23 protein-coding genes and 1 pseudogene are annotated in these 24,972 nt (G+C 67.6%); 11 read left to right on the top strand and 13 right to left on the bottom strand.

Annotation, left to right across the window (positions count from 1 at the left end; translation table 11 throughout):
- Window positions 1–39: 39 nt before the first annotated feature.
- The 5 genes from IPM73_17275 (at window position 40) to IPM73_17255 (ending at window position 6,883) form a co-directional block, all read left to right on the top strand.
- Window positions 40–1,458: an AAA family ATPase gene (locus IPM73_17275; GenBank protein MBK8919737.1), complete on the top strand. Its 1,419-nt coding sequence runs from the start codon at window positions 40–42 to the stop codon at window positions 1,456–1,458.
- The gene (locus IPM73_17270) at window positions 1,455–3,032 is read left to right on the top strand and encodes a VWA domain-containing protein (protein ID MBK8919736.1); all 1,578 of its coding nucleotides are present in this window, start codon (window positions 1,455–1,457) and stop codon (window positions 3,030–3,032) included. The genes IPM73_17275 and IPM73_17270 overlap by 4 nt, the downstream gene beginning before the upstream one ends.
- On the top strand, window positions 3,029–3,865 hold the full coding sequence (locus IPM73_17265) for a hypothetical protein (GenBank protein MBK8919735.1): 837 nt from the start codon (window positions 3,029–3,031) through the stop codon (window positions 3,863–3,865). Before IPM73_17270 ends, IPM73_17265 begins: the two co-directional genes overlap by 4 nt.
- Window positions 3,866–3,932: 67 nt before the next feature.
- Window positions 3,933–4,457 (top strand): C40 family peptidase, encoded by a 525-nt coding sequence (locus IPM73_17260; protein ID MBK8919734.1) that lies wholly within the window; start codon window positions 3,933–3,935, stop codon window positions 4,455–4,457.
- Between the two features lie 326 nt (window positions 4,458–4,783).
- A complete protein-coding gene (locus IPM73_17255) occupies window positions 4,784–6,883 on the top strand; it encodes an EAL domain-containing protein (GenBank protein MBK8919733.1) in 2,100 nt (699 codons plus the stop codon).
- A gap of 23 nt (window positions 6,884–6,906) precedes the next feature.
- On the opposite strand, the gene IPM73_17250 is transcribed toward IPM73_17255, so the two are convergent.
- On the bottom strand, window positions 6,907–8,838 hold the full coding sequence (locus IPM73_17250) for a diguanylate cyclase (GenBank protein MBK8919732.1): 1,932 nt from the start codon (window positions 8,836–8,838) through the stop codon (window positions 6,907–6,909).
- A 243-nt stretch (window positions 8,839–9,081) separates the two neighbouring features.
- On the opposite strand from IPM73_17250, the gene IPM73_17245 reads away from it, so the two are divergent.
- Window positions 9,082–10,134, top strand: a complete 1,053-nt coding sequence (locus tag IPM73_17245; GenBank protein ID MBK8919731.1) for a hypothetical protein — start codon at window positions 9,082–9,084, stop codon at window positions 10,132–10,134.
- Between the two features lie 99 nt (window positions 10,135–10,233).
- Here the strand turns inward: IPM73_17245 and maf are convergent, their stop codons facing one another.
- The 8 genes from maf to IPM73_17205 are packed head-to-tail and all read right to left on the bottom strand — an operon-like array spanning window position 10,234 to window position 15,035.
- A complete protein-coding gene (maf, locus tag IPM73_17240) occupies window positions 10,234–10,836 on the bottom strand; it encodes a septum formation inhibitor Maf (GenBank protein ID MBK8919730.1) in 603 nt (200 codons plus the stop codon).
- Window positions 10,837–10,876: 40 nt separating this feature from the next.
- On the bottom strand, window positions 10,877–11,347 hold the full coding sequence (gene rlmH, locus IPM73_17235) for a 23S rRNA (pseudouridine(1915)-N(3))-methyltransferase RlmH (protein ID MBK8919729.1): 471 nt from the start codon (window positions 11,345–11,347) through the stop codon (window positions 10,877–10,879).
- Window positions 11,344–11,709 carry a ribosome silencing factor gene (gene rsfS, locus IPM73_17230; protein MBK8919728.1) on the bottom strand — a complete coding sequence of 122 codons (366 nt, stop codon included), beginning with the start codon at window positions 11,707–11,709 and terminating at the stop codon, window positions 11,344–11,346. Before rsfS ends, rlmH begins: the two co-directional genes overlap by 4 nt.
- Window positions 11,709–12,368 carry a nicotinate-nucleotide adenylyltransferase gene (gene nadD / locus IPM73_17225; protein MBK8919727.1) on the bottom strand — a complete coding sequence of 220 codons (660 nt, stop codon included), beginning with the start codon at window positions 12,366–12,368 and terminating at the stop codon, window positions 11,709–11,711. The genes rsfS and nadD overlap by 1 nt, the downstream gene beginning before the upstream one ends.
- Entirely contained in the window at window positions 12,355–13,128 is a 774-nt protein-coding gene (locus IPM73_17220; protein MBK8919726.1) for a hypothetical protein, read from the bottom strand. Before IPM73_17220 ends, nadD begins: the two co-directional genes overlap by 14 nt.
- Window positions 13,128–13,895 (bottom strand): DUF2189 domain-containing protein, encoded by a 768-nt coding sequence (locus IPM73_17215; GenBank protein MBK8919725.1) that lies wholly within the window; start codon window positions 13,893–13,895, stop codon window positions 13,128–13,130. The genes IPM73_17220 and IPM73_17215 overlap by 1 nt, the downstream gene beginning before the upstream one ends.
- 37 nt (window positions 13,896–13,932) lie before the next feature.
- Window positions 13,933–14,274, bottom strand: coding sequence for a DUF2782 domain-containing protein (locus tag IPM73_17210; GenBank protein ID MBK8919724.1), 342 nt, complete (start codon window positions 14,272–14,274; stop codon window positions 13,933–13,935).
- 32 nt (window positions 14,275–14,306) lie between these two features.
- Window positions 14,307–15,035, bottom strand: coding sequence for a TIGR00730 family Rossman fold protein (locus tag IPM73_17205; GenBank protein MBK8919723.1), 729 nt, complete (start codon window positions 15,033–15,035; stop codon window positions 14,307–14,309).
- On the opposite strand from IPM73_17205, the gene polA reads away from it, so the two are divergent.
- The 3 genes and pseudogenes from polA to IPM73_17190 all read left to right on the top strand — a co-directional run bounded on the left by polA (window position 15,036) and on the right by IPM73_17190 (window position 20,785).
- The gene (polA, locus tag IPM73_17200; protein ID MBK8919722.1) at window positions 15,036–17,753 is read left to right on the top strand and encodes a DNA polymerase I; all 2,718 of its coding nucleotides are present in this window, start codon (window positions 15,036–15,038) and stop codon (window positions 17,751–17,753) included. It begins immediately after the preceding gene.
- A gap of 681 nt (window positions 17,754–18,434) precedes the next feature.
- Complete coding sequence (locus IPM73_17195; GenBank protein MBK8919721.1) at window positions 18,435–18,740, top strand: hypothetical protein; 306 nt, start codon at window positions 18,435–18,437, stop codon at window positions 18,738–18,740.
- Window positions 18,741–18,798: 58 nt separating this feature from the next.
- Window positions 18,799–20,785: pseudogene (locus tag IPM73_17190) on the top strand (UvrD-helicase domain-containing protein).
- A 139-nt stretch (window positions 20,786–20,924) separates the two neighbouring features.
- Here IPM73_17190 and IPM73_17185 read toward each other — a convergent pair.
- From IPM73_17185 to IPM73_17170, 4 genes are all read right to left on the bottom strand, one after another.
- Window positions 20,925–21,446, bottom strand: a complete 522-nt coding sequence (locus tag IPM73_17185) for a phage virion morphogenesis protein (protein ID MBK8919720.1) — start codon at window positions 21,444–21,446, stop codon at window positions 20,925–20,927.
- Between the two features lie 133 nt (window positions 21,447–21,579).
- Window positions 21,580–21,915: a hypothetical protein gene (locus IPM73_17180; GenBank protein ID MBK8919719.1), complete on the bottom strand. Its 336-nt coding sequence runs from the start codon at window positions 21,913–21,915 to the stop codon at window positions 21,580–21,582.
- A complete protein-coding gene (locus IPM73_17175; GenBank protein MBK8919718.1) occupies window positions 21,851–23,116 on the bottom strand; it encodes a hypothetical protein in 1,266 nt (421 codons plus the stop codon). The genes IPM73_17180 and IPM73_17175 overlap by 65 nt, the downstream gene beginning before the upstream one ends.
- Window positions 23,109–24,008 carry a DUF935 family protein gene (locus IPM73_17170; protein ID MBK8919717.1) on the bottom strand — a complete coding sequence of 300 codons (900 nt, stop codon included), beginning with the start codon at window positions 24,006–24,008 and terminating at the stop codon, window positions 23,109–23,111. Before IPM73_17170 ends, IPM73_17175 begins: the two co-directional genes overlap by 8 nt.
- Between IPM73_17170 and IPM73_17165 the strand changes: the two genes are divergently transcribed.
- Together IPM73_17165 and IPM73_17160 are read left to right on the top strand one after the other, a co-directional pair.
- A complete protein-coding gene (locus IPM73_17165) occupies window positions 24,007–24,546 on the top strand; it encodes a hypothetical protein (protein MBK8919716.1) in 540 nt (179 codons plus the stop codon). The two genes, IPM73_17170 and IPM73_17165, sit on opposite strands and share 2 nt — an antisense overlap.
- A gap of 3 nt (window positions 24,547–24,549) precedes the next feature.
- A complete protein-coding gene (locus tag IPM73_17160; protein MBK8919715.1) occupies window positions 24,550–24,867 on the top strand; it encodes a hypothetical protein in 318 nt (105 codons plus the stop codon).
- Window positions 24,868–24,972 lie beyond the last annotated feature (105 nt).

The following is a 24,972-nucleotide window of genomic DNA, read 5'->3' as shown; positions in this document are numbered from 1 at the left end:
ATCAAAGCCTAATCCCGACTTCGCCAGTAGGATATCCCCATGGATCAAGTCGCCCTCCCCCTGACCACCCTGCGTTCCCGCCTCCCCGCCCTGCTGCGCATCCTGGAGGCCGGCCTCGTCGAGCGCCGGCCCATCGTTCGCCTCTGCCTGCTCACGGCGCTGGCCGGCGAACACAGCCTGCTCATCGGCCCGCCGGGCACCGCCAAGAGCGAGCTGGCTCGCCGCCTGCACGCCATCTTCCGCGACGCCCGCTATTTTGAACGCCTGCTCACCCGCTTCTCGGTGCCCGAAGAACTGTTCGGCCCCCTCTCCATCAAGGCCCTGGAAGAAGACCGCTACGAGCGCCATACGGCGGGCTTCCTGCCCGACGCCTCGGTGGCCTTCATCGACGAGGTGTTCAAGGCCAACAGCGCCATCCTCAACGCCCTCCTGACGCTGCTCAACGAGCGGGAATTCGACAACGGCGCCGGCCGCCAGCGCTGCCCCCTCATCACCGCCATCGGTGCCACCAACGAGGTGCCCGAGGACGAAGTGGCGGAGGCCTTCTTCGACCGCTTCCTCACCCGCATCCCGGTCGATTCGGTGAGCCCGGCCGCCTTTGCCGCCCTGCTGCGCACCGATACGGCCTCCGCCTGGAAGGCACCGGCCCGGGAGGACACCCTGGCCGCCGAGGACATCGTCGCCCTGGCCGCCGCCGCGGCGGCGGTGTCCTTGCCGGAAGTCGTCATCGCCACCCTGGCCGACCTGCGAGCCCAGTTCGTGGCGGATCAGGTCTACGTCTCCGACCGCCGCTGGGTCAAAATCGTTGCCCTGCTGCGGGTCGCCGCGGCGAGCGAAGGTCGCGCTGCCGTCGGCCTGTGGGACTTGCTCCTGCTGCCCTGGATCACGGCCCCCGACGCCCCCCGCCAGGAAAACGTCGCCGCCTGGTTGCAGAACCGCCTCGGCGTGCGCGAGGCCTTCTCGCCCCCGCGCCTGACCCGGGTGGTGGAGGCCTTCCAGGCCCAGCTCGACGCCGAACTCCAGGCCAATGACCTCGACTACGACGAATCCGGCCGCCTGCGCTTCTCCGCCGAGCAAGTGGCCGACCAGATCGGCGACGCCAAGGGCGGTTCCGCGGCCCTGCGCATGACCTACGCCCGCAAGCGCCGCTACGGCGCCTGCCACATCGGCGCCCGTACCGCCCAGATCGACGATCTCCTGGCCCGCATCGCCACCTATGTCGCCGAACTCGCCGCCCAGCGCGGCGACCTGGCCGCCTACCGGGCCGGCAGCCTGTGGCTGGACGACGCCCTGGCCGAGCGGGTGGACGGCCATCTCGCCGCCACCGCCGAAGCCATCGCCGGGCTACGGGAGCGGGCCCTGGCCGCCCGCGTTGGCTTCGAGTCTCTGCCACGACTGCCCGAGGACGACGGCCAGACACCCGAGCCAGTCGCTGTCGAACCCCTCGACACCCCGTGAAACCGGAAGCCGCCCGCCCCCTCCTGTTCGAAGCCCAGGAGGCGCGCCTCGCGGCTCTCGACGCCCTGGCGCGCAACCTCTGGCTGGGCGGCCTGACCAATGCCGAAGGCACCCTCGAACCGCGCCTCGAGGCGCTCGCCGGCCTGCGCCGCGCCCTGATGGACGGCGTCCTGCCGCCGGCCGCCGACTGGCCCTGGCCAGGCCCCGACCTGGTGGGCAGTCTGGCCGCCACCATGGCCGACCTGGAACTGGCCGGCTACTGCGAGGGCCAGCAGGAACTGGCCGACACGGTGCTGATGAGCCTCCTCTTCCACCTCGACTTCATCGTCGATTACCAGGATCGCGGCTCCACGGCGGCAGAAGCCCGCGCCACGGCCCTCGCCGCCTTCGCCGCGGACTGGCAGGAACGTTGCGACGAAATGGACGAGCTGAAGGAGGTCTTCGGCCTGTTGCCGGATGGCGGCAAGCACACCCGCTGGGATCTCATCCGCGGCCTCTTGCGCTCCGAAGGCTGGCAGGACGTGATGCGCATCCGCAAACTCCTGGAGCGCCTGCCGGAGCTGGCCGCCATCATTCGCCGCCTCGGCCGCGCCCGCCAGATCGACATGCTGGACGAGGCCAGCCAGGCCACCGTCCAGGTCATGGAACAGGCCATCGCCCAGCGTCCGGAGAGCCGCACCGTGCGGGTGCCCGACCTGCCCGGCGAGACGCGGGCCATCGTCCGCTCCGACCGCATCGCCCGTATGCTGCCGGCGGAATCGGTCCTCCTCGGCCACCCGCGCCTGCGCCTGGTATGGCACGCCCGCCGCGCCGAACGTACCCTGCTCTGCTACGAAGACGACGACCGCATGCAGGAAGTGCTCTTCCACGAAGCCCTGGTCTGGCGCCCCAACCCGGAACCCCAGCCCGACAAGCGCCTGGAGATGGGGCCGATCCTCATCTGCGTCGATACCTCCGGCTCCATGCAGGGGGGCGCCGAGGCGGTGGCCAAGGCCACGGTGCTGGAGGCGGTGCGCACCGCCCACTCCCAGAAGCGGGCCTGCCACGTCTTCGCCTTCGGCGGCCCCGATGAAGTCGTGGAACTGGAGCTGGCGGTGGACGCCGGCGGCATCGAGCGCCTGATGCGCTTCCTCGGCCAGGCCTTCCGCGGCGGCACCGACATCTGCGGCCCCCTGGAAAAGGCCATCGCCAAGCTGGAAGACACTCGCTGGCAACTGGCCGACCTGCTCATCGCCTCCGACGGCGAGTTCGGCGCCACCGGCGAGGTGGCGGCCCGGCTGGACGCCTGCAAGGCCGATCTCGGGCTGCGCGTGCAGGGCATCCTCATCGGCGACCGGGAGACCATCGGCCTCCTGGAAGTCGCCGACAACATCTACTGGGTCCGCGACTGGCGCCGCTACGGCAATTCCGATGTGGGCTCCCCGGTCCATTCCAAGAGCCTCACCGCCATGTACTTCCCCGGCGCCCTGCGCTCCCCGGAGAACAAGGCCGGCACCGTTTCCGCCGAGACTGCGTCGGAGGCCGTCCGCGCGGCCCTGCACCGGGGCGAGTACAAACCCAAGGATTCCTCATGAGCTTCGCCGCCGACACCCTTGCCCAACTGGAACAGTTCGCCGCGCAAGGGCCTCTCCCCCGCATCCGTGCCCTGCATCTTCCGCCGGACCCCGGTGCCAACCTCGACAACCGCGGCGAGTTCTGCGCCCTGGAGCTGGACGACGGCGCCATCGGCCTCTCCTACGTGCTGCTGGACGACACCCTGGCCCGCCTGCGTGCCGCCGGCGACGGCCTCGGTCTGGCCGGCAGCGATCCGCTCGCCCTGGCCCGCCGCTACGCCACCGGCACGGGGCTCGACAAGACCCTCGGCTTCGCCGCCGCCAACGCCCTCACCCGCTGCCTCTTCGACCGGGCCGACTATGTGCCGCCGGTGAGTGCCGATTCCATCGGCGAACTGGACCCCCAGGCGGGGGAGCGCATTGGCATGATCGGCTTCTTCAAGCCCCTGCTCGGCCGGGTGCTGGAAAGCGGCGCCTCCCTCACAGTGGTCGAACTGCGGGCAGACCTGGCCGGCGACAAGGACGGTTACCGGGTGACCCTGGACGCCTCCGAACTCGCCGCCTGCAGCAAAGTGCTCTCCACCAGCACCGTCCTCCTGAACGACACCCTCGACGTCATGCTCGGCCACTGCCGCAACGCCCGCCGCCTGGCCCTCATCGGCCCCTCCGCCGGCTGCCTGCCGGACGCCCTCTTCGCCCGCGGCGTCACCTTCCTCGGCGGCAACTGGGTCAGCGACCGGGACGCCTTCGTCGATGCCCTGGTACGGGGCGAATCCCAGAAGGGGGCGGCCCGCAAGGTGGCGCTGACCCCCGCCGCGTATCCGGGATTCGCGCAGCTCTGCACACGCCTGTAATTTCAGGCCGGCTTGATTTAGAAGAAATTTTCATATAAAACGGGGCATTACGTGTGTTTTCTAGAAAATGCCTTCACTTCAGTGCGGCCCTTTGCGCCCAAGTCTGTCCGGCCTGATTGTGGCGGCAGCCTTGACCGCCTGCGGTACCGCCCCCCCCGAAGCAGCCCGCAGTCCGGACCCCGGACCCACCGCCCTCGCCCCCGCCCGGCAGGCCGATCGGGGCTCCGACGTGGTGCTCTTCGCCCTGGGGCTGATCGACACCGGCTACCGCTTTGGCGGCAAGAATCCGGACGCCGGCCTCGATTGCAGCGGCATGGTGAGCTACGTCTACGACCGGGCCGCCGGCCTGCGGGTGACCGGCAGCGCCGCCGACATCGCCGAGGGGGGCCGGGCCGTCGAGCGCGAAGCCCTCAAGCCGGGCGACCTGGTGTTCTTCAACACCCTCAACCGCCCCCGTTCCCACGTCGGCATCTATATCGGCGATGGTCGCTTCGTCCATGCCCCGGCCCGCAACGGCCGCGTGCGCGTGGACCGCATGAGCGACCGTTACTACGCCCAGCGCTACGAGGCGGCGCGCAGCTACTTCGACTGAGGGCCCGCGCAGCCCCCGTGGCCTGCACGACGAGCCTGGATTTCAGGGAACGCCCAGAGTCCGGACCGCCAAAAGCGGGAAAACCATGAGGGCGCCCGTGTCTTGCCGCCCCACCGGGTGTATGCTGCCGGTACAACAACAAATGGCATGACAGCTTGGACATTCCGCAGCGGGCAGGCTGCGGGAGCCAGGGGACAATACAAGATGACGACGCGTCATATTCCTCCCGGCAGGGGCTTTTTCCCCGCGGGCTTGGGGCTTCATCCCCGCCGCACCGCACGCCTGGATTCCTCGGTGCCCTGCTCCCGGGCCGACCGGGGACCTGCGTGAAGCCCCGCGATCAATCGCCGCCGGTCTCGATTCCGGCGCAGATCGTCGGCATGGCCTTCCCGGCGGTGGTGACCGTGGTTCTGCTGGCTGCCGTGGCGGTGGCCGGTTTTGCCTTCTACTACCTGCGCAGCGTCCAGGTGGACAGCTTCGAGGAGCAGGTCGGAAGCCTGGGCGAACTCCTGGTGGCCGCGGCCGAGTCCGATCATCCCCAGCCCCTCGAGGGGGTGCTGCAGCGCTGGGGAGAAATGCGGGATCTGCGCGTGGCTGCGGTGTATGGGCGGAACGGAGAGCCCCTGGCGGTCCTGCGCCGCCCCTCCGCGGGCGACACGGCGCTTCCGATCGAGGCGCCCCTGCCCAGCGAGCGCCACGTGGGTCTGGACTCCCTGCGCGTTGCACGGCTGATCGAAGGGCGCAAGGGGTTTTCCGGCATCCTTTATGTCGACGTCGCCTTCGGCACGCTGTATCGCTACCTGTTCATCCTGTTGGGCAGTCTGGCGGTCCTGACCCTCCTGGCCATCGTCGCCATGCGGGCCGCCCTGGCCAAGGCCGGGGAGTGGCTGGCCCGACCCATCGCGGACCTCGCTGCCCTGGCTAGTGAGCTTTCGGGCAGGCCGGACCTGGACAAGCGGGCCAGTCTCACAGGCCCCCAGGAAATTGCCGATCTGGCGCGGACCTTCAACGACATGCTGGATTCCTTGCAGCAGAAGACCGCCCACCTGGACAACGAACTGCGGGAACGGGCGCGCACCGAAAAACTTCTCGACCATCTGGCCCACTACGATTCAGTCACCGGCCTGGCCAACCGCGTCTACTTCCACAAGGAACTGCCCCGGGCAGCGGAGCGTGCCCGGCGCCTCAAGAGCAACATCGCCCTGGTCTACCTGGACCTGGACGACTTCAAGGTGGTGAACGACACCCTGGGGCATCAGGTGGGCGATCAACTTCTGCATGCCGTAGGGGTACGTTTCGCGACCCTGGTGCGCAAGGGCGACCTGGTCTGTCGCCTGGGGGGAGACGAATTCACCGTCATCCTGGAAAACATCCGCGCCTTGCGGGACGCGGTGGAGGTGGTGACCAAACTGATCGACAAACTGGCGGAACCCTACCCCCTGGGCGAGCACACGCTCCACATCGGGGTCAGCGCGGGCATCGCGCTATTTCCGGAACAGACCGTCGATCTTGCCGATCTGCTGCGCTTCGCCGACATCGCCATGTACCAGGCCAAGGCGGCGGGCAAGAACGACTACTGCATCTACACCTCGGACCTGCTCGACCACGCCAACCGCCGCCTGGCCCTGGAAAGCGACCTGCGCCGCGGCATCGAGCAGGAAGAGTTTTTCCTCATGTACCAGCCCCAGGTGGAAATCCTGAGCGGCAAGATCGTCGGCCTCGAGGCCCTGGTGCGCTGGCAGCATCCCGAGCGGGGAGTACTGCCCCCGGGGCACTTCATCCAGGTGGCGGAGGATTCGGGTCTCATCGTCGCCCTGGGGCGCCAGATCATGAATCGCGCCTGCCAGGACTGGGCCGTGTGGCGCGACGCCGGTCTGGACCCCCCGCGCCTGGCCATCAACGTTTCGGGTCGCCAACTGGACGAAGAAGGCTTCGTCGACGACCTGGTGGCGGCCCTCGCCACCGCGGGGCGTCCGCGCCCCCGCCTGGAACTCGAAATCACCGAAAGTCTGATCCTCAACGAAAAGCGCATCTCCAAGTCGATGCTGCATCGCCTGGCGGGCGCCGGGATCGAATGGTCCCTGGACGATTTCGGCACCGGTTATTCGTCCCTCACCTATCTGACCAAATTCCCCATCGCCAACCTCAAGATCGACCGCAGCTTCGTCAATCGCATTCCCGGCGACGCCAATTCGGAAGCCATCGTACGGGCCGTCCTGGGCATGGCCGGCGGCCTGGGCATGGAAGTGGTCATCGAAGGCATCGAGACCTCCCGTCAGGCCAAGGCCCTGGTGGCCATGGGCGGACGGGTCGGCCAGGGCTACCTTTTCCACCGTCCCCTGGTGCGGGAGCAGGTGCAGGCGCTTCTCCAGAACGGTCCGCAGCCCCGGGAATTGGTGCTGGACGCGCCGAATCCGGCGGTCTGAGCGGCGATTCAGGCGCCAGGCGCTCAGTGCGTCCGGCGCGACAGCGCCCGGGCGGCCCCCTTCTCGGCTTCCTTGGCGGCGTACATGGCGCGGTCGGCCGCTTCGAGCAGCGTTTGCGGCTCCGTGCCATCCAGGGGATAGCGGGCGATCCCGATGCTCGCCGCGGCGCGGATTTCATTGCCGGCGATGACGAAGGGGGCGTCGAATACGGTACGGCATTTCTCCGCCACCACCTCGGCGTGGCCGTCGAAATCCAGTTCGGGCATGACCAGGACGAACTCGTCACCCCCCAGGCGGGCCAGGGTGTCGGTTTCCCGGATGACCGAATGGAGCCGGGAAGCCACGGCCTTGAGTAGCCGGTCACCGGTTTCGTGGCCATAGGTATCGTTGACCGGCTTGAAATTGTCCAGGTCGATGAACAGCACGGCGACGCTCTTGCCGGTGCGGCGCGCGCCTGCCACGGCCTGACTGAGGCGGTCCCCCAGCAGGAGGCGATTGGGCAGTTCGGTCAGGGTGTCGTAATGCACCAGGAAGTGCAGGCGCCGGCCGTCGAACTTGTGGGCCGTGGCGTCGGAGAAGATGCCGATATGGTGGGTGAGGGTGCCCTTGCTGTCGCGTACTTCGCAGACGGAGAGCCATTCCGGATACTTCTCCCCGTCCTTGCGGCGATTGACCACCTCCCCATGCCAGGAACCGCTCTCCCGCAGGCTGCACCACATTTCCTGGTAGGTTTCGCGGGGAGTTGCGCCGGACCCCAGGAAGCGGGGGTTGCGTCCGATGACTTCTTCCACCCCGTAGCCGGTGATGGTCGAGAAGGCCCGATTGACCGTGAGGATGCGGTTTTCGCCGTCGCAGATCATGATGCCGTCGCTGCTTTCCTCGAATACCTTGGCGCTCAGGCGAACCTGCTCCAGGGCGGCGCGGGTGCGCTCCTCGGCTTCGCGCAGGCGCAGCGAACGGCGGTAAAGCACGGCGGTGAGCCCCAGGATGACGAGGCTGACGGCGGCCCCCAGCCCGGTCCACTCCATGCGCCGGATCGCCAGATCGGCCAGGGCGTGGTCCTCACCCATGCCGACCACCACGGCAAAGGGATAGCGCTCCATGACACGATAGGCGTACAGGCGGCTGACGCCGTCCACCGGACTGGGGCCTTGCAGGGTGCCCTGGGGGTTGCGTTGGAGCACCTCCCGCAGGGTGGCGGGGGCGAGGGTTTCGTCGTGCCGGACGGAAACCTCGCCGGCGGCAGGGCGGACGTGGCGGGCACGGACCCTGCCGTCCAGGCTCACCAGGGAGACGCTGCCCCCCGCACCCAGATCGAAGCTGGAATAGAAGCGGGTGAAGTACTCGGGCGCCACGGAGGCGACCACGACGCCGCCAAAATTGCCGTCACCCCCACTCACGCGATGGGAAAGCAAGAGGGAAATCCGGCCCGACGCCGTGCCCGCCACCGGCTCGCTCACCAGGAGGCCGCCGTCCGGTCGCTCCCGCTGCCGGGCGAAAAAGGACTGCCCCTCCACGGAGTCGCCGGATCCGCTACCGCTGCGCACCCGGATGCGCCCCCGGGTGTCTGCAACCGCAAGCTCGTGGAAGAGCGGGTCACCACCGACACGGTCACCGACGATGTCGCCGAGATCTTCCGGAAAGCCCTCGCGCGCCACGGAGAGGGCGACGGCGGCGAGAATCTGGTCGATATTGTCCAGGGAGCGCTCCACGTGGCCCTCGAAGGAACGGGCCAGATTGGCGAGCACCCTGTGGGCGCTGGCCTTCTCGCTGCGCTCCAGGGAAGCCAGACCAAGGGCGATGACGGTCCACAGCACCAGCACCGCGCCCACGCCGAAGCTGAGCGCCAGGGCAGGAAAATGGCGCAGGGAGGGTGCCGGCCCGGGCGAGGGCGCGGTTTCGGCCAAGGGCCGGGGGCTGACCGGGGGGTCGGAGCCGGGAGGCGCAATATCCATGAAGCCTCCTGCAAGGGAAGCACCCAAAGTACGCCGAGCGGCGGTCGCTGGCAAGCCTGCGGGTCCGGAAAGATGCCCATGGTGGAGGGGGCGCTCAAGGCGGGAAGAAGGGCTGTACACTTGCGCCCGGGGCCGATCTCGCCGTCGCCCGGCGTCGGCATTCAGACCGGGCGCGCAGGGGGAGCCCGGCCCATCGTTCCCCTCCAATGCGGGGAATGTCCCTTGCACGGAAGTCAGGACCGCATGCACCTGTTTGCCGACATTTCTAGCCACGGCCTGGGCCATCTGGCCATCGCCGCGCCCATCATCAACGCCCTGGCCGCTGCCGTCCCCAGGCTGCGCCTGACCCTGCGCAGCGCCCTGCCGGCTGCGGCGCTGCGCAAGCGGCTTGCGCCGGCGTTCAGCCATCTGCCGCAAGGGTCCGACTTCGGCTTCCTCATGCGCGACGCCCTGGCCCTGGACCTTGCCGCCAGCGCCGCCGCCTACCTCCGCGACCACGCCGACTGGCCCCGGCGGGTCGCCACCGAGGCTCGCTCCTTGCGGGAATCAGGGGCCGATCTGGTTCTCTCCTCGGTCAGTTACCTGCCCCTTGCCGGGGCGGCGGCGGCCGGCATCCCCGCCGCGGCCGTGTGCTCCCTCAACTGGGCCGACCTCTTCGCCCACTACTTCCGCCACCAACCCTGGGCGGCAAGCATCCACGGCGAGATGCTCGCCGCCTACCGCTCCGCCAGCGCCTTCCTGCGCCTGACACCGGCCATGCCCATGAACGACCTGAGCAACCGGGTGGATATCGGCGTGGTCACTCACCCCGGGCAGCGCCGCCTCCTGGGCTTCCCGGATGGTCGGCGCAACGTCCTGATCGCCCTGGGCGGCATCGCCCATCGCCTGCCTCTCGAAGCCTGGCCGCACCAATCCGGCCTGCGCTGGCTGGTCCCGGCAGGCTGGGATTGTCGCCACCCGGACGCCGTGGCGGCGGAATCCTGCGGCCTGGATTTTCCGGACTTGCTCGCCTCGGTGGATGCGGTGCTCACCAAGCCTGGTTACGGAACCTTCACCGAAGCCGCGGCCTGCGCAACGCCGGTGCTCTACGTGCGCCGGGACGACTGGCCGGAACAGGACTGCCTCATCGCCTGGCTGCACGCCCACGGGGCCTGCCGGGAGGTGCCCGCCCGGGCCCTGGCCGAGGGCGGGCTGGAGGGCGAGTTGCAGGCACTGTGGAGCCAGCCCCCGCCGACGCCGCCCGCAACCGCCGGCGCGGCTGAAGCGGTGGCGCATCTGCTGGCGCTTGTGCGGTAGAAATCCGCGCTTCCTTCGACAAGCCTGTCCTGAGTTGTATCGAAGGGCCTGTCCTGAGCCCAGCCGAGGCGCTGCTTACGCTCCCGGCCAGGATGGGTATCAAAAACGCCAGCCGGCGGCTTTGAGAAGTTCTGCGGTTTCGCAGACCGGCAGCCCCATCACGCCGGTGTAGCTGCCGGCGAGATGGCGCACGAAGATGCCGGCGCGCCCCTGAATGCCGTAGGCGCCGGCCTTGTCCAGGGGGTCGCCGCTGGCGACGTAGTGCCGGATTTCGTCGTCGTCCAGGGGGCGGAAGACTACCTCGCTGACCGACAGGCCGAATTCGGTGCGGCCCCCGTGGTACAGGGCCACGCCGGTGAGGACGCGATGGCTCTGTCCCGACAGGCGACGCAGAATGGCCTCGGCGTCGCCGGGACCGTTCGGTTTGCCGATGATGGAACCGGCGAATTCCAGCGTGGTGTCGGCCGCCAGCACCGGCTGGCGCACCAGCTTGCGCCAGTCGAGGATGCGCCCGCCGTGGTCCGCCTTGGCCCGGGCGACCCGTTCCACGTAGGCGACGGGATCCTCTCCGGGCAACGGTGTCTCGTCGGTCTCCGGGTCGGCCCGCTCGCCGGTGCGAAAAATCATGGTGTCGAAGGCCACGCCGATCTGGTCGAGAATCTCGCGGCGGCGGGGACTGCGGGAGGCAAGATGGATGCGCATGGCTCGGTTCTCGGGATCAGGGGCAAGCGGGAGGAGCGGATCACCCTTCCCGGTGATAAGGGTGATTCTTGAGGACGCTCACCGCCCGGTACAACTGCTCGCACAGTAGCAGGCGCGCCAGACCATGAGGAAGGGTGAGGCTGGAGAGGCGCAGGCGCTCGTCGGCTTCGCGCTTCAGTTCCTCATCCAGGCCATCGGCGCCGCCGACGAGCAGGGCGGCGTCGCGGCCGTCGTGCATCCAGCTCTCCAGGCGGCGCGCCAGTTGCAGGGTGGTGAGGTCGTCCCCCCGCTCGTCGAGGACGACCAGGCGGGGGTTGGCGGGCAGCGCGTCGCGGATGCGCCCCTTCTCCGCCGCCAGCAGTTGTTCCCGGGACTTCGATCCGCGGGGCTCGGGCTTGATTTCGACCAGGGTGGCGGGAAGTTCCCGGGGCATGCGGCGCAGGTACTCCGTGCAGCCTGCGTCGATCCACGCCGGCTGCCGGTGGCCCACGGCCACCACAGCCAGCTTCATGCGGCCCGGGATTCGGCCGCTGCGGCGCGGCGCTGGGCAGGCGTCACCTGCCAGAGTTCTTCCAGGTTGTAGTACTGGCGGACGGCCGGCTGCATGACGTGGACCACCAGATCGCCCAGATCCACCAGAACCCACTCGCCGAATTCCTCGCCCTCCACCGAGACGACTTCGCCGCCGGCTTCGCGTACCTTTTCCTGCACGTTGCGGGCCAGGGCCTTGACCTGGCGGTTGGAATCCCCGGACGCGATGACGATGCGGTCGAACAGGGAGGTGAGGCGGGTGGTGTTGATGACTTCGATGTCCTTGCCCTTGATGTCTTCCAGGGCAGCGACGACGATTTTCTGCAGTTTGCGGACGTCCATCAGGCGCTTTGGTAAAGGTGGTGCCGTTGAATATAGTCGACAAGGGCGTCGGGCAGCAAATAGCGGGGACTGGCGCCCCGGGCGACGATGCCGCGAATCTGGGTGGCGGAAATGGCCAGTTGGGTCATGGCGAAGGTGACGATGCCGCCGCCGGGCGCCTGTCCCAGGCCATCCGGGGAGGCCAGGCGCCGGCGGGCGAAGACTTCCGCCAGGGCCGGCGGCAGGCCGTCGGGCTCTACCGGGTAGCCGGGGCGGTGGGAAACCGCCACATGGGCGAGTTCGAACAGCGTCGTCCAGCGATGCCAGGTGGGCAAGCCGCCAAAGGCATCGGCCCCCAGCAGCAGGACCAGGGGCCGCTCGCGGCCCAGTTCGTCCCGCAGCCGCTCCAGGGTGGGGACGGTGTAGCTCGGGCGCTCGGCCTCCACCTCGCTGGCGTCGACGGAGAAGGCCGGGTTGCCGGTCACGGCCAGGCGCACCATGGCCAACCGGTGGACAGCCCCGACGCCCGGCCTGTCCCGGTGGGGGGGCTGGCCGGCCGGAATCCAACGCACACCCTCGAGAGCGAGGCCCTCGCGGGCCTCTTCGGCCAGGCGCAGATGCCCGCTGTGAACCGGGTCGAAGGTGCCCCCGAAAACGCCCAGGGGTTCAAGCCGCGGCATCGATTCCGAACACGTCGCGGTAACTGACGTAAAAGCTGGCGAAGACGATAGGGGCCAGCACCAGCATGGCCGGCACGGTGACCAGGGCGGTGAGGAAATTGGCCGCGCCGGGGAAGATGAGCAGGAGGACGGCCAGCACCACGCCGGGCAGCACCGCTGCCACCAGGGCCAGGGCGATGCCGTAGGTCAGGAAGGCGCGCCAGTTGATCCAGCAGGCCATCAGGCTGAAGAACAGCGCCTTGCCCACCGACAGCCCGTGCCAGGCGGCGAGGACCGGGGCGAACCAGTAGGCCATGAGCACCGGGGCAAGCAGCAGGATGACGATGGTGGCGGGTGCCATGAGGCGGCCGCTCTCCACCGTCTCCCGGTCCAGGGGCTGGCCCGAGAGCATGAAGCGCAGCAACTCGCCGCCATCGGCCAGGGAAGAAAGCATCAGGATGGCCAGGGTGCAGGCCAGATAAAGGGCGCCGAGGGCCGCGAGGGTACGCGGGTTTTCGCGCAGGCCGCCGTAGAGCGTTTGCAGCGCCGGGGTCTGGCGGCGCTCCAGCTGGCGGCAACTGTGCATGAGTCCCACCGAGAGCCCGGGAACGGCCAGGGAGGCGAGCACCGTGCCGATGAGGGGCATGGCCGAGAGCAGGACGACGGTGAACCAGTAGGCAACGACGAGAAGGCCGAGGACGGGCGGATTGCGGCGGTACAGGCTGGCGCCGCCGACGATCCAGTTCCAGCCCGCGGCGGGGGGGAGTTGTTGGGCACGCATCAGCTGGTGGGAAAGACGTCGCGGTAGGACGCGTACAGGGCGCCGGAGAAGACGGGCAGGAGGACGAGAAAGCCCAGGCCCAGGGGCAGGGTGGCGAAGAAGCAGAGCACCGTGAGGATGACGCTGAAGACCAGGAAAGGCAGCCAGTTGGCGAGGCAGGCGGCGAAGCTCGCCTTCATGGCGGCCACCGGAGCCATGCCGTTGAAATACACCAGGGCGGGGGCGAACCACATGGCCATGGTCAGGGGCACCAGGGCCAGGGAGATCAGCAGACCACCGAGCAAAAGCCCCCCCAGAACGACACCGAAACCGGCGCCCGCCACGACCGGCCGCCCGGTGGAGGCGCCGAACAGGCCACCGGCAACGCCGCCGCCGATGAGGATGCCGATGACCACCACGACGGCGACGATGGCCACGGTGAACACCACGCCCAGGAGAACGAGCTCACCCGTGCGGTGGCGAAAGCCGTTGAACAGCCCGCCTACGTCGATGTCCTCGCCGCGGGACTGGCGGCGGGCCTGGTCGAGGAGGCCGGCGCTCAGGATGGGCATCAGGAGGTTGGTCGCCACGCCGCCCACCAGGGGGACGATGGTGGGGCTGATGCCGATGAGGAGGGTGAGCAGGGAACAGGCCAGCCAGGTTCCGGGATCGGCCAGGAAGAGCGCCCAGCCCTGGCGCAGCCAGTCGAAGCAGGCGCCGGGGTCGACGTGGCGGCTGGCGCCGTCGAAGGGACGGGGCGCGACCGGAAAGGGAGAGGGATCTGCCATTGCTGCGGGGGGGCGGAATCAGCCCTCCCCAAGTCCTTTACCAGCTATGGATCACCCACATGGGCGGCTTGACCACCGGGCCGCCCACCATGTCCGCCTCGATGAACTGGCCATTGCCCTGGTGATCGACCAGGTAATAGGGCTTGCCGCCCACTGGCGTGACCTTGACCATGTACAGCTTGCCGTTGGCGCGGAATTCCTCGCGGGTTTCCTTGTCGTTGCGCACGATGGTGACCTGGGGTTCGAGCGCCGCGTCGAAGGCCTCCATGCCCGGCGGGGGCGGGGGCACGGCGGGAAGCGGCTGCAGGTCGTTGGGGCGCGGCGCCTCAGCCCAGACGGGCAGGGCGGCGAGGAACAAAAGGGGAATGAGGCGGCGCATGGTGTTTCCTGGGGGGCGGGAGCCCCATTTTATTACAGGTTGAGCATCATCTCCCGCTCGTTGGGCAGGGGCGCGAAGGGGCGGGCCTCGTAATGCTTGAAGATGGCTTCGACCACCCGGTCCGGTTCGTCGATGACCTGGATGAGATCCATGTCGGCGGGGTCGATCATTTTCTCCTCGGCCAAGCGGTTGCGGAACCAATCGACCAGCCCGGCCCAGAAGGCCGAGCAGACCAGGATGATGGGTATCTTGCGGCTCTTGCCCGTCTGGATCAGGGTCAGGGCTTCGAGCAATTCGTCCAGGGTGCCGAAACCGCCGGGCATGACCACGTAGGCGCTGGCAAAGCGCACGAACATGTACTTGCGGGCAAAGAAGTGGCGGAAGGTCTGGGAGACGTCCTGGTAGGGATTGGCCCGCTGCTCGTGGGGCAACTGGATGTTGAGCCCCACCGAGGGCGACCTGCCGTCGAAAGCGCCCTTGTTGGCCGCTTCCATGATGCCGGGGCCGCCGCCCGAGATGACCGCGAAGCCGGAATCGGACAGCAGGCGGGCGATGGTCTCGGTCAGCACATAGTAGGGAGAGTCGACGGGCACCCGGGCGCTGCCGAAGACGGTGACCGCCGGCCGGATCGAGGAGAGCCTTTCGGTGGCCTCGACGAACTCTGACATAATGCCGAAGATGCGCCAGGATTCCCGGGCCGAGGCCGCCTGGATGGCGGCGTCACCCTCCGCCGGGCAAACGAATTTATTGTTCTCTGTCATATGCCTCTGCTCCTCTTGGTGGACGGTTCGTCCTACCTCTATCGCGCCTTCCATGCCCTGCCCGACCTGAGAAACAAGGCCGGCGAGCCCACGGGCGCGCTGTATGGGGTGCTTTCCATGCTACGCCGGCTGGAAAGCGACTACAAGGCAGACTACAAGGCCGTCGTCTTCGATGCCAAGGGCAAGACCTTCCGCGACGACTGGTTCCCTGAATACAAGGCCCACCGCCCCCCCATGCCCGAAGACCTGGTGCGCCAGATCGAGCCCATCCATGCCGCCGTGCAGGCTGCCGGCTGGCCGCTGCTCATGGTCGATGGCGTGGAAGCCGACGACGTCATCGGCACCCTGGCCGCCCGGGCCTCTTCCGCCGGCCTGGAAACTCTAATCTCCACCGGTGACAAGGATTTGACACAACTGGTCAGCCCCTCGGTGCGCTGGTTCAACACCATGAGCAACGAGCTGCTCGACCCGGCTGGGGTGGAGGCCAAGTTCGGCGTGCCGCCGCAGCGCATCGTCGATTACCTGGCGCTGATCGGCGACAGCGTGGACGGCGTTCCCGGCGTCGCCAAATGCGGCCCCAAGACGGCCCTCAAGTGGTTGGCGCAGTACGGCGACCTGGATGGCGTCGTGGCCCATGCCGGCGAAATCGGTGGCGTGGTGGGGGAAAATCTGCGCGCCCACCTGGAATTCCTGCCCCTGGGCCGCAAGCTGGTGACCGTCGTCTGTGACCTGCCCGACCTGCCGGCGCCGGGCGAACTGACACCCCAGCCCCGTGACGCGGAGACGTTGAAAACCCTGTTCAGCCGCTTCGAGTTCAAGACCTGGCTGAAGGAACTGGAATCCGGCGTCGCCCCGGCGGCCGATCCGGCAACGCCCGCCCCGGCCCCGACCCTGGATGCGTCGGGCGACCATCGCGCCGCCTACGAAACGGTGTTCACCTGGGAGCACCTGGAAGCCTGGCTGGCCCGCATCGACGCCGCGCTCCTCACCGCCCTGGACACCGAAACCACCAGCCTCGACGCCTTCGCCGCCCGCATCGTCGGCATCTCGCTCTCCGTGAAGGCCGGCGAGGCCTGCTACATCCCGGTGGCCCACACGGCGCCCGGCGCCCCGGACCAGCTCGACCGGGAGCAGGTGCTGGCCCGCTTGAAGCCCTGGCTGGAGGATGCAGGCAAGCCCAAGCTGCTGCAGAACGCCAAGTACGACCGGCACGTCTTCGCCAACCACGGCATTGCGCTGGCCGGCGTCGCCCACGACACCATGCTCCAGTCCTACGTCCTGGAGTCCGACAAAGGCCACGACCTCGGCCAGCTGTGCAGCCGCCACCTGGGCCTGGCCACCATCGCCTACGAAGACCTGTGCGGCAAGGGCGCCAGGCAGATCGGCTTCGATCAGGTGGACGTGGAGCGGGCCGCAGCCTATTCCGCCGAGGACGCCGACGTCACCCTGCGCGTCCATGAAACCCTCCTCCCGCGCTTCGCCCAGGAGCCCGGCCTGGCCCGCATCTACGGCGAGCTGGAAGTGCCGGTGCAGCAGGTCATCTGGCGCATGGAGAGGAACGGCGTCCTCATCGACACGACTGCCCTGGCGCGGCAAAGCCACGAACTCGGCCAGAAGATCATGGCCCTGGAGACCCAGGCCCACGCACTGGCCGGCCAACCCTTCAACCTGGCTTCCCCCAAACAGCTCGCCGAAATCCTTTTCGAGCGCCAGGGCCTGCCGGTGAAGAAGAAGACGCCCTCGGGCACGCCCTCCACCGATGAGGAGGTGCTCTCCGAACTGGCACTGGACTACCCCCTGCCCAAGCTGCTGCTGGAACACCGCAGCCTCTCGAAGCTGAAGGGCACCTACACCGACAAGCTGCCCCGCTCGGTGAATCCCGCCACCGGCCGCGTCCATACCCATTACGCCCAGGCCAGCGTCGCCACCGGCCGGCTCGCGTCCAGCGACCCCAACCTGCAGAACATCCCCGTGCGCACCGAGGAAGGCCGGCGCATCCGCACCGCCTTTGTGGCGCCGGCCGGCAGCAGCATCGTTTCCGCCGACTACTCGCAGATCGAGCTGCGCATCATGGCCCACCTCTCCCGCGACCCCCGCCTGCTCGACGCCTTCGCCCAGGGCGAGGACGTGCACCGGGCCACCGCCGCCGAAATCTTCGGCGTTACGCCCCTGGAAGTCGGCCCCGACCAGCGCCGCGTCGCCAAGACCATCAACTTCGGCCTCATCTACGGCATGAGCGCCTTTGGGCTGGCCCGCCAGCTCGACCTGGAGCGCGGCGCCGCCCAGACCTACATCGACCGCTACTTCGCCCGCTACCCCGGTGTCGCCCGCTACATGGAAGAAACCCGCAACTCCGCCCGCCAGCAAGGCTACGTCGAGACCGCCTTTGGCCGTCGCCTGTGGTTCGCCGACATCCGCGCCAGCCAGCAGGGCCGCCGCCAGGGCGCCGAACGTGCCGCCATCAACGCCCCCATGCAGGGCACGGCCGCCGACCTCATCAAGATGGCCATGATCGCCGTGCAGAAGTGGCTGGACGAAAAGCGCATGGCCTCAAAGCTGGTCCTCCAGGTGCACGACGAGCTGGTGCTGGAAGTGCCGGATGCCGAGCTGATGGACGTCCGCACCCACCTGCCCCGGCTGATGACCCAGGTGGCGCAACTCTCGGTGCCGCTGGTGGTTGAGGTGGGGGTCGGAGCGAATTGGGAAGCGGCGCACTGAAGAGTCGGCGGCAGGGTTACCTCAATGCAATGACCCAAGCATTCCTGTTTTCCCCGCAAGGATGCTAACCAACTACCGCCCCCCGGCCCCAGGTTTTATACCTTGACGCCAGAGGCAAACCGAGAAAAATGTCCGCATTAACAATCTTAAACTGATTACGGGTTGTTTTTGGGGACATGAAACACAGCGAAGCCCCTCCGCTTTCAGCACAACACCTCACCGAAGCGCAAGCCCTTGGCGAGAAACTGGCACGCTTGCGCATTGCTCGGCGCTTGCGTCAAGCGGATGCGGCGCAGCGTGCGGGTTTGTCGCGGTCGACGGCGGCATGAACGATCACGTCGCCAAACCGGTGGACCCGGACCTGCTCTACCAGACCCTGCTCTACTGGCTGCAGGCGCGGGGCGAGGCTTGATGAGGCGCGTCGGCGCCAGGTCGCCGGCAGAGCTGGCCTGCTGCATTCCCTGCAAGACAAGTGCCACGACAAGCGTTGCCAGCGCCAAGCGTCGGATACCGGATTGATTCATTCCCCTCCTCCTTTGTCCAATCGGAGCCAAACCCATTGTTCAGGCCATCCCCGGGCAGTTCGACGCATTCACCCAGAATTGGTTCATGACAGCAGAAACCTCCCCAAGGCGGTCTGTTCGGGTTAAGAATCCGCAGCGTGATGCCGTTACCAATGCCATGAAACTCGACCGCCTCTCTTCCACCACCCGCAACCCCATCCGTGACGCCGCCGAGCGCGCCCGGGCGCTGGAAGCCGACGCCCTGCGGCGGGTGGGCCCGGCGGAACCGGTCGATGCCGACCGGGAACGGTCGCTGCAACAGGAGCTGGAGGCGGCCAAGTCGCACCTCCCGGATTCCGGCAGCGCCGACCCGACCCTGGCCGAAGCCCGGGCACTGGCCGAACGCCTGGTGCATCTGGGCGCAGAGGCGGAAACCTTGTTGAAGCCCGGCCTCACAGGCCCTTCGGTCGATATCGAAGCGTGAGGTAGAATCCCCTGATCCCCACCGCCTACGCCCCGGTCCGCCGGGGCGTTCCCTTTTCATGTCCGGCTTGAACCCCCCGCAGCGCGAAGCGATCCGCTACCTCGACGGCCCCCTCCTGGTGCTGGCCGGCGCCGGTTCGGGCAAGACGCGGGTCATCACGCAGAAGATCGCCTATCTGATCCAGGATTGCGGCTTCCGGCCCGGCACCGTGGCGGCGATCACCTTCACCAACAAGGCGGCCAAGGAGATGCACGAGCGGGTGGCCCGCCTGTTGGGGGGCCAGACGGCGGCCGAAGTGCAGATTTCCACCTTTCATTCCCTGGGGGTGCGCTTCCTGCGGGAGGAAGCCCGCGCCCTGGGCTACAAGCCGCGCTTTTCCATCTTCGACGCCGCCGACTGCGCCGGCATCATTGGCGACCTGGCCAAGACGGTGGATAAGGCGACCCTGCGCCGCCTGCAATCCCTCATCTCCCACTGGAAGAACGGCATGGTCAGCCCCGAGGAGGCCTTGCACCGGGCCGCCAGCGACACCGAGACTCTGGCCGCCCGCAGTTACCTGTCCTACGAGGCCACCCTCAAGGCCTATCAGGCGGTGGATTTCGACGACCTGATCCGCCTGCCGGTGCAGATCCTGGAGAGCCACCCCGAAGTGCGCGAAAAGTGGCAGAACCGCCTGCGCTATCTGCTGGTGGATGAGTACCAGGACACCAATGCCTGTCAGTACCAGCTCCTGAAGCTGCTCACCGGCGTCCGCGCCCAGTTCACCGCCGTGGGGGACGACGACCAGGCCATCTACGCCTGGCGGGGGGCGGACATCGCCAACCTGAAGCGCCTGCCGGACGAGTTCCCGGCCCTGCGGGTCATCAAGCTGGAGCAGAACTACCGCTCCACGGTGCGCATCCTCAAGGCGGCCAACGCCGTCATCGCCCATAACGAAAAGTTGTTCGAGAAAACCCTGTGGTCGGAACTGGGCCACGGGGAGCCCATTACCGTCACCGCCTGCCGCGACAACGAGGGCGAAGCGGAGGGCGTAGTGATGAAGCTCCAGGCCCACCGTTTCGAGCACCGGAGCCGTTTCCGCGACTACGCCATCCTTTACCGCTCCAACCATCTGGCACGGGTCTTCGAGCAACAGTTGCGCAACGCCAAGATTCCCTACCGCCTCTCCGGCGGCCAGTCTTTTCGACAAGACGGAAATCAAGGATCTCACCAGTTACCTGCGCCTTTTCGCCAACGAGGACGACGATCCCGCCTTCATCCGCGCCGCGACCACCCCAAGCGGGGCATCGGCGCCGCCACCCCTGCAAGTGCTGGGCCAGTACGCCGGGGAGCGTCACCTGTCGCTCTTCGCGGCCGCCTTCCAGGAAGGCTTTGCCCAGCGGGTGCAGGCCCGCCAGCTCGAACCCCTGCTGGCGTTCTGCCACTTCATCAATCGCTTCCAGCAAAGGGCGGGGAAGGAACCGGCCCAGCAGGTGGTGCCCGATTTGTTGCAGGCCATCGACTACGAAGCCCACCTCCATGACCACGAGGAGGAGCGCAGCGCCCAGACCCGCTGGGGCAATGTGCTGGAATTCGCCGACTGGCTGAACAGGAAGGGCGAAGAGGAAGGCAAGACCCTCCTCGACCTCACCCAGAGCATCGCCCTCATCAACATGCTGGACAAGGACGAGGCCGACCTGGACGCCGTCCAGCTTTCCACCCTGCACGCCGCCAAGGGCCTGGAATACCCCCACGTCTTCCTGGTGGGCGTCGAGGAAGGCATCCTCCCCCACCGGGAATCGGTGGATACCGGCAAGGTCGAGGAAGAGCGTCGCCTGATGTACGTGGGCATCACCCGCGCCCAGCGCTCCCTGCATATCTCCTACTGCGAGCGGCGCAAACAGGCCCGTGAGCTGATCCCCTGCGAAGCTTCGCGCTTCATCGCCGAAATGGGCAAGGAAGACATTCGCTTCTGCGGCGGCAAGGCGGCTGCGGAACCGGACAAGGCCACCGGCAGCGCCCGCCTGGCGGCCATGAAGGCCCTCCTGGGGGGCAAAACGCCGTAACCGGCCCGTCTGAGGGGAGGCGAGATAAATGGCCGGGGAAAGGCGCGATAAATGTGAGCGGGGGTGAGCGGAGCCGGGTTTTGGAGAGTCGCCAACGCAAATCGTTTGCGCATGGCGAAAACCGAGGCGAGAGGAAAAATCAGGCCCCGGATTGGCGCAGGTAGCGGTCAAAAATCCCGAGGACGGTGGCTTTGTCGTCTGCGGAAACGCCGAGGAAGGGGCGGGCGGGGATGTGGCCATTGCGGCTGCCGAATTGATGGACGGCGGCACCACCCTCCCACTCCCCGGAGAATCGGTTGGTGCCGATTTCGACCCCCCCAGGGATCAGTTGATAGCGCAGGGTGTCGCGGAGGACGCCGGTATCGACAAGGGGCTTTCGGCCGGCCTTGGCGGTGGCGCCTTTCTTGGTCAGCCCCCGTTTTCCGTAGGCCCCCTTGACCCTGGTCAGTACGGCGAGGACGGTGCCCTCCGCCAGGGGTGCCCAAGGCTTGCCGTCGGGGCCGGTGCTGGTCTCGAAGCGGCGCAGGGTCGACTCGACCAGGTCCGCGCCGATCTCGCGGTAGGCGGTGGCCATCTGGCGGTCGGTGAGTCTGACCTGCAGATCGCGGAGACGCTGGAGAACCGAGGCGTCGTTGACGATCAGATTGATCTTGTCGACCATGGAGCAGAGTTCGGCGGTGAGACCTGAGGACTATACGCCAGAGGGGACGCCACCCTCGTCGACGAAGGCGTCGAAGCGAGCCTGGTCTCCTGGCGTGGCGCAGAGGCCGGACGTGATGCGGCCTTCGTCAGGCTTAAACTCTGGGAAAACGAGCGGAATATCGCGCGCGGACAATCCCGGCGATGCGCTGGGCAAAGGACCGCGGGGCTGGGTTGTTGAGCGACTCGGCCCAACACTCGGCGATGAATTCCTTGATGTTCGCTTTGGCATATCCAGAAACCTCGTTTTCGATCCCGAGGGATCGAGCATCGTTATAGGCCATCCGCACGGCATCGTCAATATGAAGGCCCAGCAGATCGTCGAGTTGGTGTCCGAACTCATGATCCACGACGCTGCGAATGCTGTCACAGCCCGGCGGATGAAAATTTGCCAGGACATTTTCCTTGAGCGCGTTCTCGAAGGCGGCCACGTCCTTTCCCCACTTCTGATTCACACAGACCCCGGAAACGTCGTTCTGCGCCCATGAATGCGCCCACGTGCTCGCCTTGACCGTCTTTCTTTTGACGATCCGCTCGGCATGGGCCCGCAGAACGCTCTCGGAAATGCCGGGGTTGGCAGTTTTTAGCCGCAGCAAATATTTTTCGATCTCCAAGGCCCGCCAGCGCGAAAACTGAGCCTGGGCATGTCCCCACGAATTTTTGTTTTTTGCGCAATTCCGGGAACTCTTGAAGGTGCTCGAAAAGACTCTGATTCCAGGCGTTGGCCACCTCTGGCTTTACCCCGCCATAGTCCGCGAAGTCCGCCAGATCGTTGCGGACGGCCCAATCTGCAGCTGCCGCGGCCGTCTTTTGCGGTTTGAACACCCGCGCGGCGGGCGCAGGGGAAATCAGGTCTTTGGCCAAGGACTTGCCGAGGGGGGGTGGCAGCCGCGCCACTTTCTGGCCTGCGATCTCTCGGAGTTCCCGGGCCAGGCTTGCACCGGGGGCATAGGCCCACCCCGGATCGATGCCCCGGGGCACCGTGATGGCGTTGCCGTTGCGGTCGGTCCAGGTGGTGTCGCCGTCATGCGGCGCCGCGTCGGGCGCATCCTTGCCGTATTTCCCCAGCTGGTCTGGCGCGAGGGCATGGACCCGGCACTTGCAGCCCCAGCCGTTGGGCGGATAGTGGGTCTGCCACCAGGGATCGTCGGCCCGGATGACCTTGCCGTGCCAGGCCTGGTGCAGGGGGCGCGGATGCATGACGGAATCGCTGTGCACATAGCGCCAGTAGGGCCTGGCGGCCAGGAAATCCGGGTCGGTGAGCTGGGCATAGCGGCCGGCGGCGTAGGACGTGCGCAGGTTGGTCTCGTAGATCACCTTGGTGCGCCAGGCAAAGCCGCCGGGGGTGCCGCTGCCGGTGAAATCCACCCAGCCGTGCTTGGCGACGATGGCCCGGAAATCCTTGCGGAATTTTTTCAGGCTGGTGCCGTCGTCGATCGCCTTCTGGACCTCGGCGTGCAGATCGGCCAGCAGATCGGCCTTGGTCGCCCCGGCCACCACGAAGGCCCGGTCGTGGGCGCCATGCAGAAGGTCCTGCCAGGTCTCGGTGGGTAGGTCCAGTTTGTTGCGCAGGAAGGCCGCCTGCTCCGCGAAAGCCAGGTCGAAACCGCCCTGTAGGGTGGGATCAGGCACCGCGCCGGACCTCGAAGCGCCCGCGCAGGTCGGCCACCTCGAAGGCTCTGGCCATGACGGCGGTCAGATCATCGGCCGGCAGGTGGCCATAGAGTCCCAGCAGGCGATCGCGGAATTCCGCGAGGGTCTCGCACCCCGTCAGCTCGGCCTCGATCAGATCCACCCATCCCGCGACCGTGCCGTCGGCCGCGGGGGCCAGCGCCGGCAGAAGGCGGTCGGTGGTATCCGCCGCCGCGGCCGGGCGGGCGGCGTGCAGGGCGCGTTGCGCCGCGGGGGGCGTCGCGGCGGGCGGGGCACCCTCCGGCGCCAGGTCCCTCTCCTGGTAGCCATAGGCCCGGCTCCAGTAGGCGTTGGTGAATCGCGCCCCGGCATCATGGTTGCTCTTGTCCCGGGCCGCCTGCAGCTCATCCTGAGCGGCCTGGTCCCACAGGCTGTATACCGGGCGCTCGGGGCCTCCCCAGTTGAGTTCGCAGATCCAGCGGATCAGGGTATTGACCGTGTCGGCGACGATCTCCGCATCGGCGTCGCGAATGTCGCCCGCCACCTCCAGGCCGGCGCTGGCGCTGGCCTTGTTGCTGTTGGACTCCACCGTCTGGTTGGTGCCGGTGAGCGCGATGCTCACCTCGCTGCGGCAGTACATCACCAGGCGCTCGTAGAGATCGGCGCTGGCGCTCTTGCCCGCCATCTCGATCAACTGCACGCTGCCATCCTCGGGGATCACCGCCGAGGCGTCCTGGATCAGCTTGTCGAGAGCGTCGAGCAGGTCGGCGCGTTCCTGGGGGGTGGCCGAGCGCGGCAACGTTCCCACCGAAAAGGCGCTGCCGAATTTTTCTGTGAACGAGAGCCAGAAGCGCACCCCCCCTTTCTTGAAGACGATGGGCCAGAAGCACATGCTGAGTTTTTCGCCCGAGAATCTGGCCCTGGCGCTGCGCGGCAGCGTGACGGCGAATGCCGGCGCGGTGGCCATCGTGGGCGAGGCGGCGACGGTGCCGGCCCTGGGCTCGCTGATCCCTCTAGCCCGCCTGGGCAATCTGACCGTCGCCCCGGTGGTCAAGAAGGGGGGCACGCCGGTGGTGGCGGCCACCAACTACGAGTGGCGGCGCGGCGGGGTCTATGTCCTGCCCGGCGCCGCGACCCTGGTGGCGGGCGACGCCATCACGGTGGATTATACGCCCCTGCCGGATGACCTGATCCAGTGCTTGGTGGCGGCCGCCGCCGATTACCGCATCGTGATCGACGGCCTGAACGAGGCTGCGTCAGGCAAGGCGGTACGCATCGAGAAGCATCGCTGCCAGTTTGACCCCGCCCAGAGCGTGGATTGGATCGGAGACGAGTTCGGCAAGCTGACGCTCTCGGCGACCCAGCTGGCGGATACCAGCATCACCACCACGGGGCTGTCGCAGTATCAGACGGTGCGGAAGGAGCGGTAAGCGGTGCGCCGCCTCAAGGAGTTTGAGATCGACGGCCGCAAGGTCGTCGTCAAGGAGCTGACTGTCGGCGAGATTCGCGCCTGGCTGGCATCCAAGACTGATGCGGGAGACCTGGTGGACGGGGCGCTGTTCGAGGAGATTGCTCTCTCCGACCTGGTTTTTCTGTCCGATCTCCCCGCAGACGTGATCGACGGCATGACGCCCTCGGACATCGATCGGGTCATCGCCGAGGCGCGGGAGGTGAACGCGCGTTTTTTCGCGATGCGGGAGCGGGTCGTGACCCTGGGGCGGGAGATTCTGGCTGCCCAGAAGACCCCGTGACCCGCTTGGAAAGGAGCGTGGCCGGCCTGGTCCGCCAGGGGCACGCGGAGGCCTGGCGTTATCCCTGGGGTGTTTTCGCGAGTGCGGTGGAGGAGGCGGTGGCGG

The sequence above is a fragment of the Betaproteobacteria bacterium genome, assembly GCA_016720065.1.
Lineage (GTDB): Bacteria > Pseudomonadota > Gammaproteobacteria > Burkholderiales > Rhodocyclaceae > SSSZ01.
Note: the sequence above shows the minus strand (reverse complement) of the source record. Positions and strands in the feature narration are given on the sequence as shown.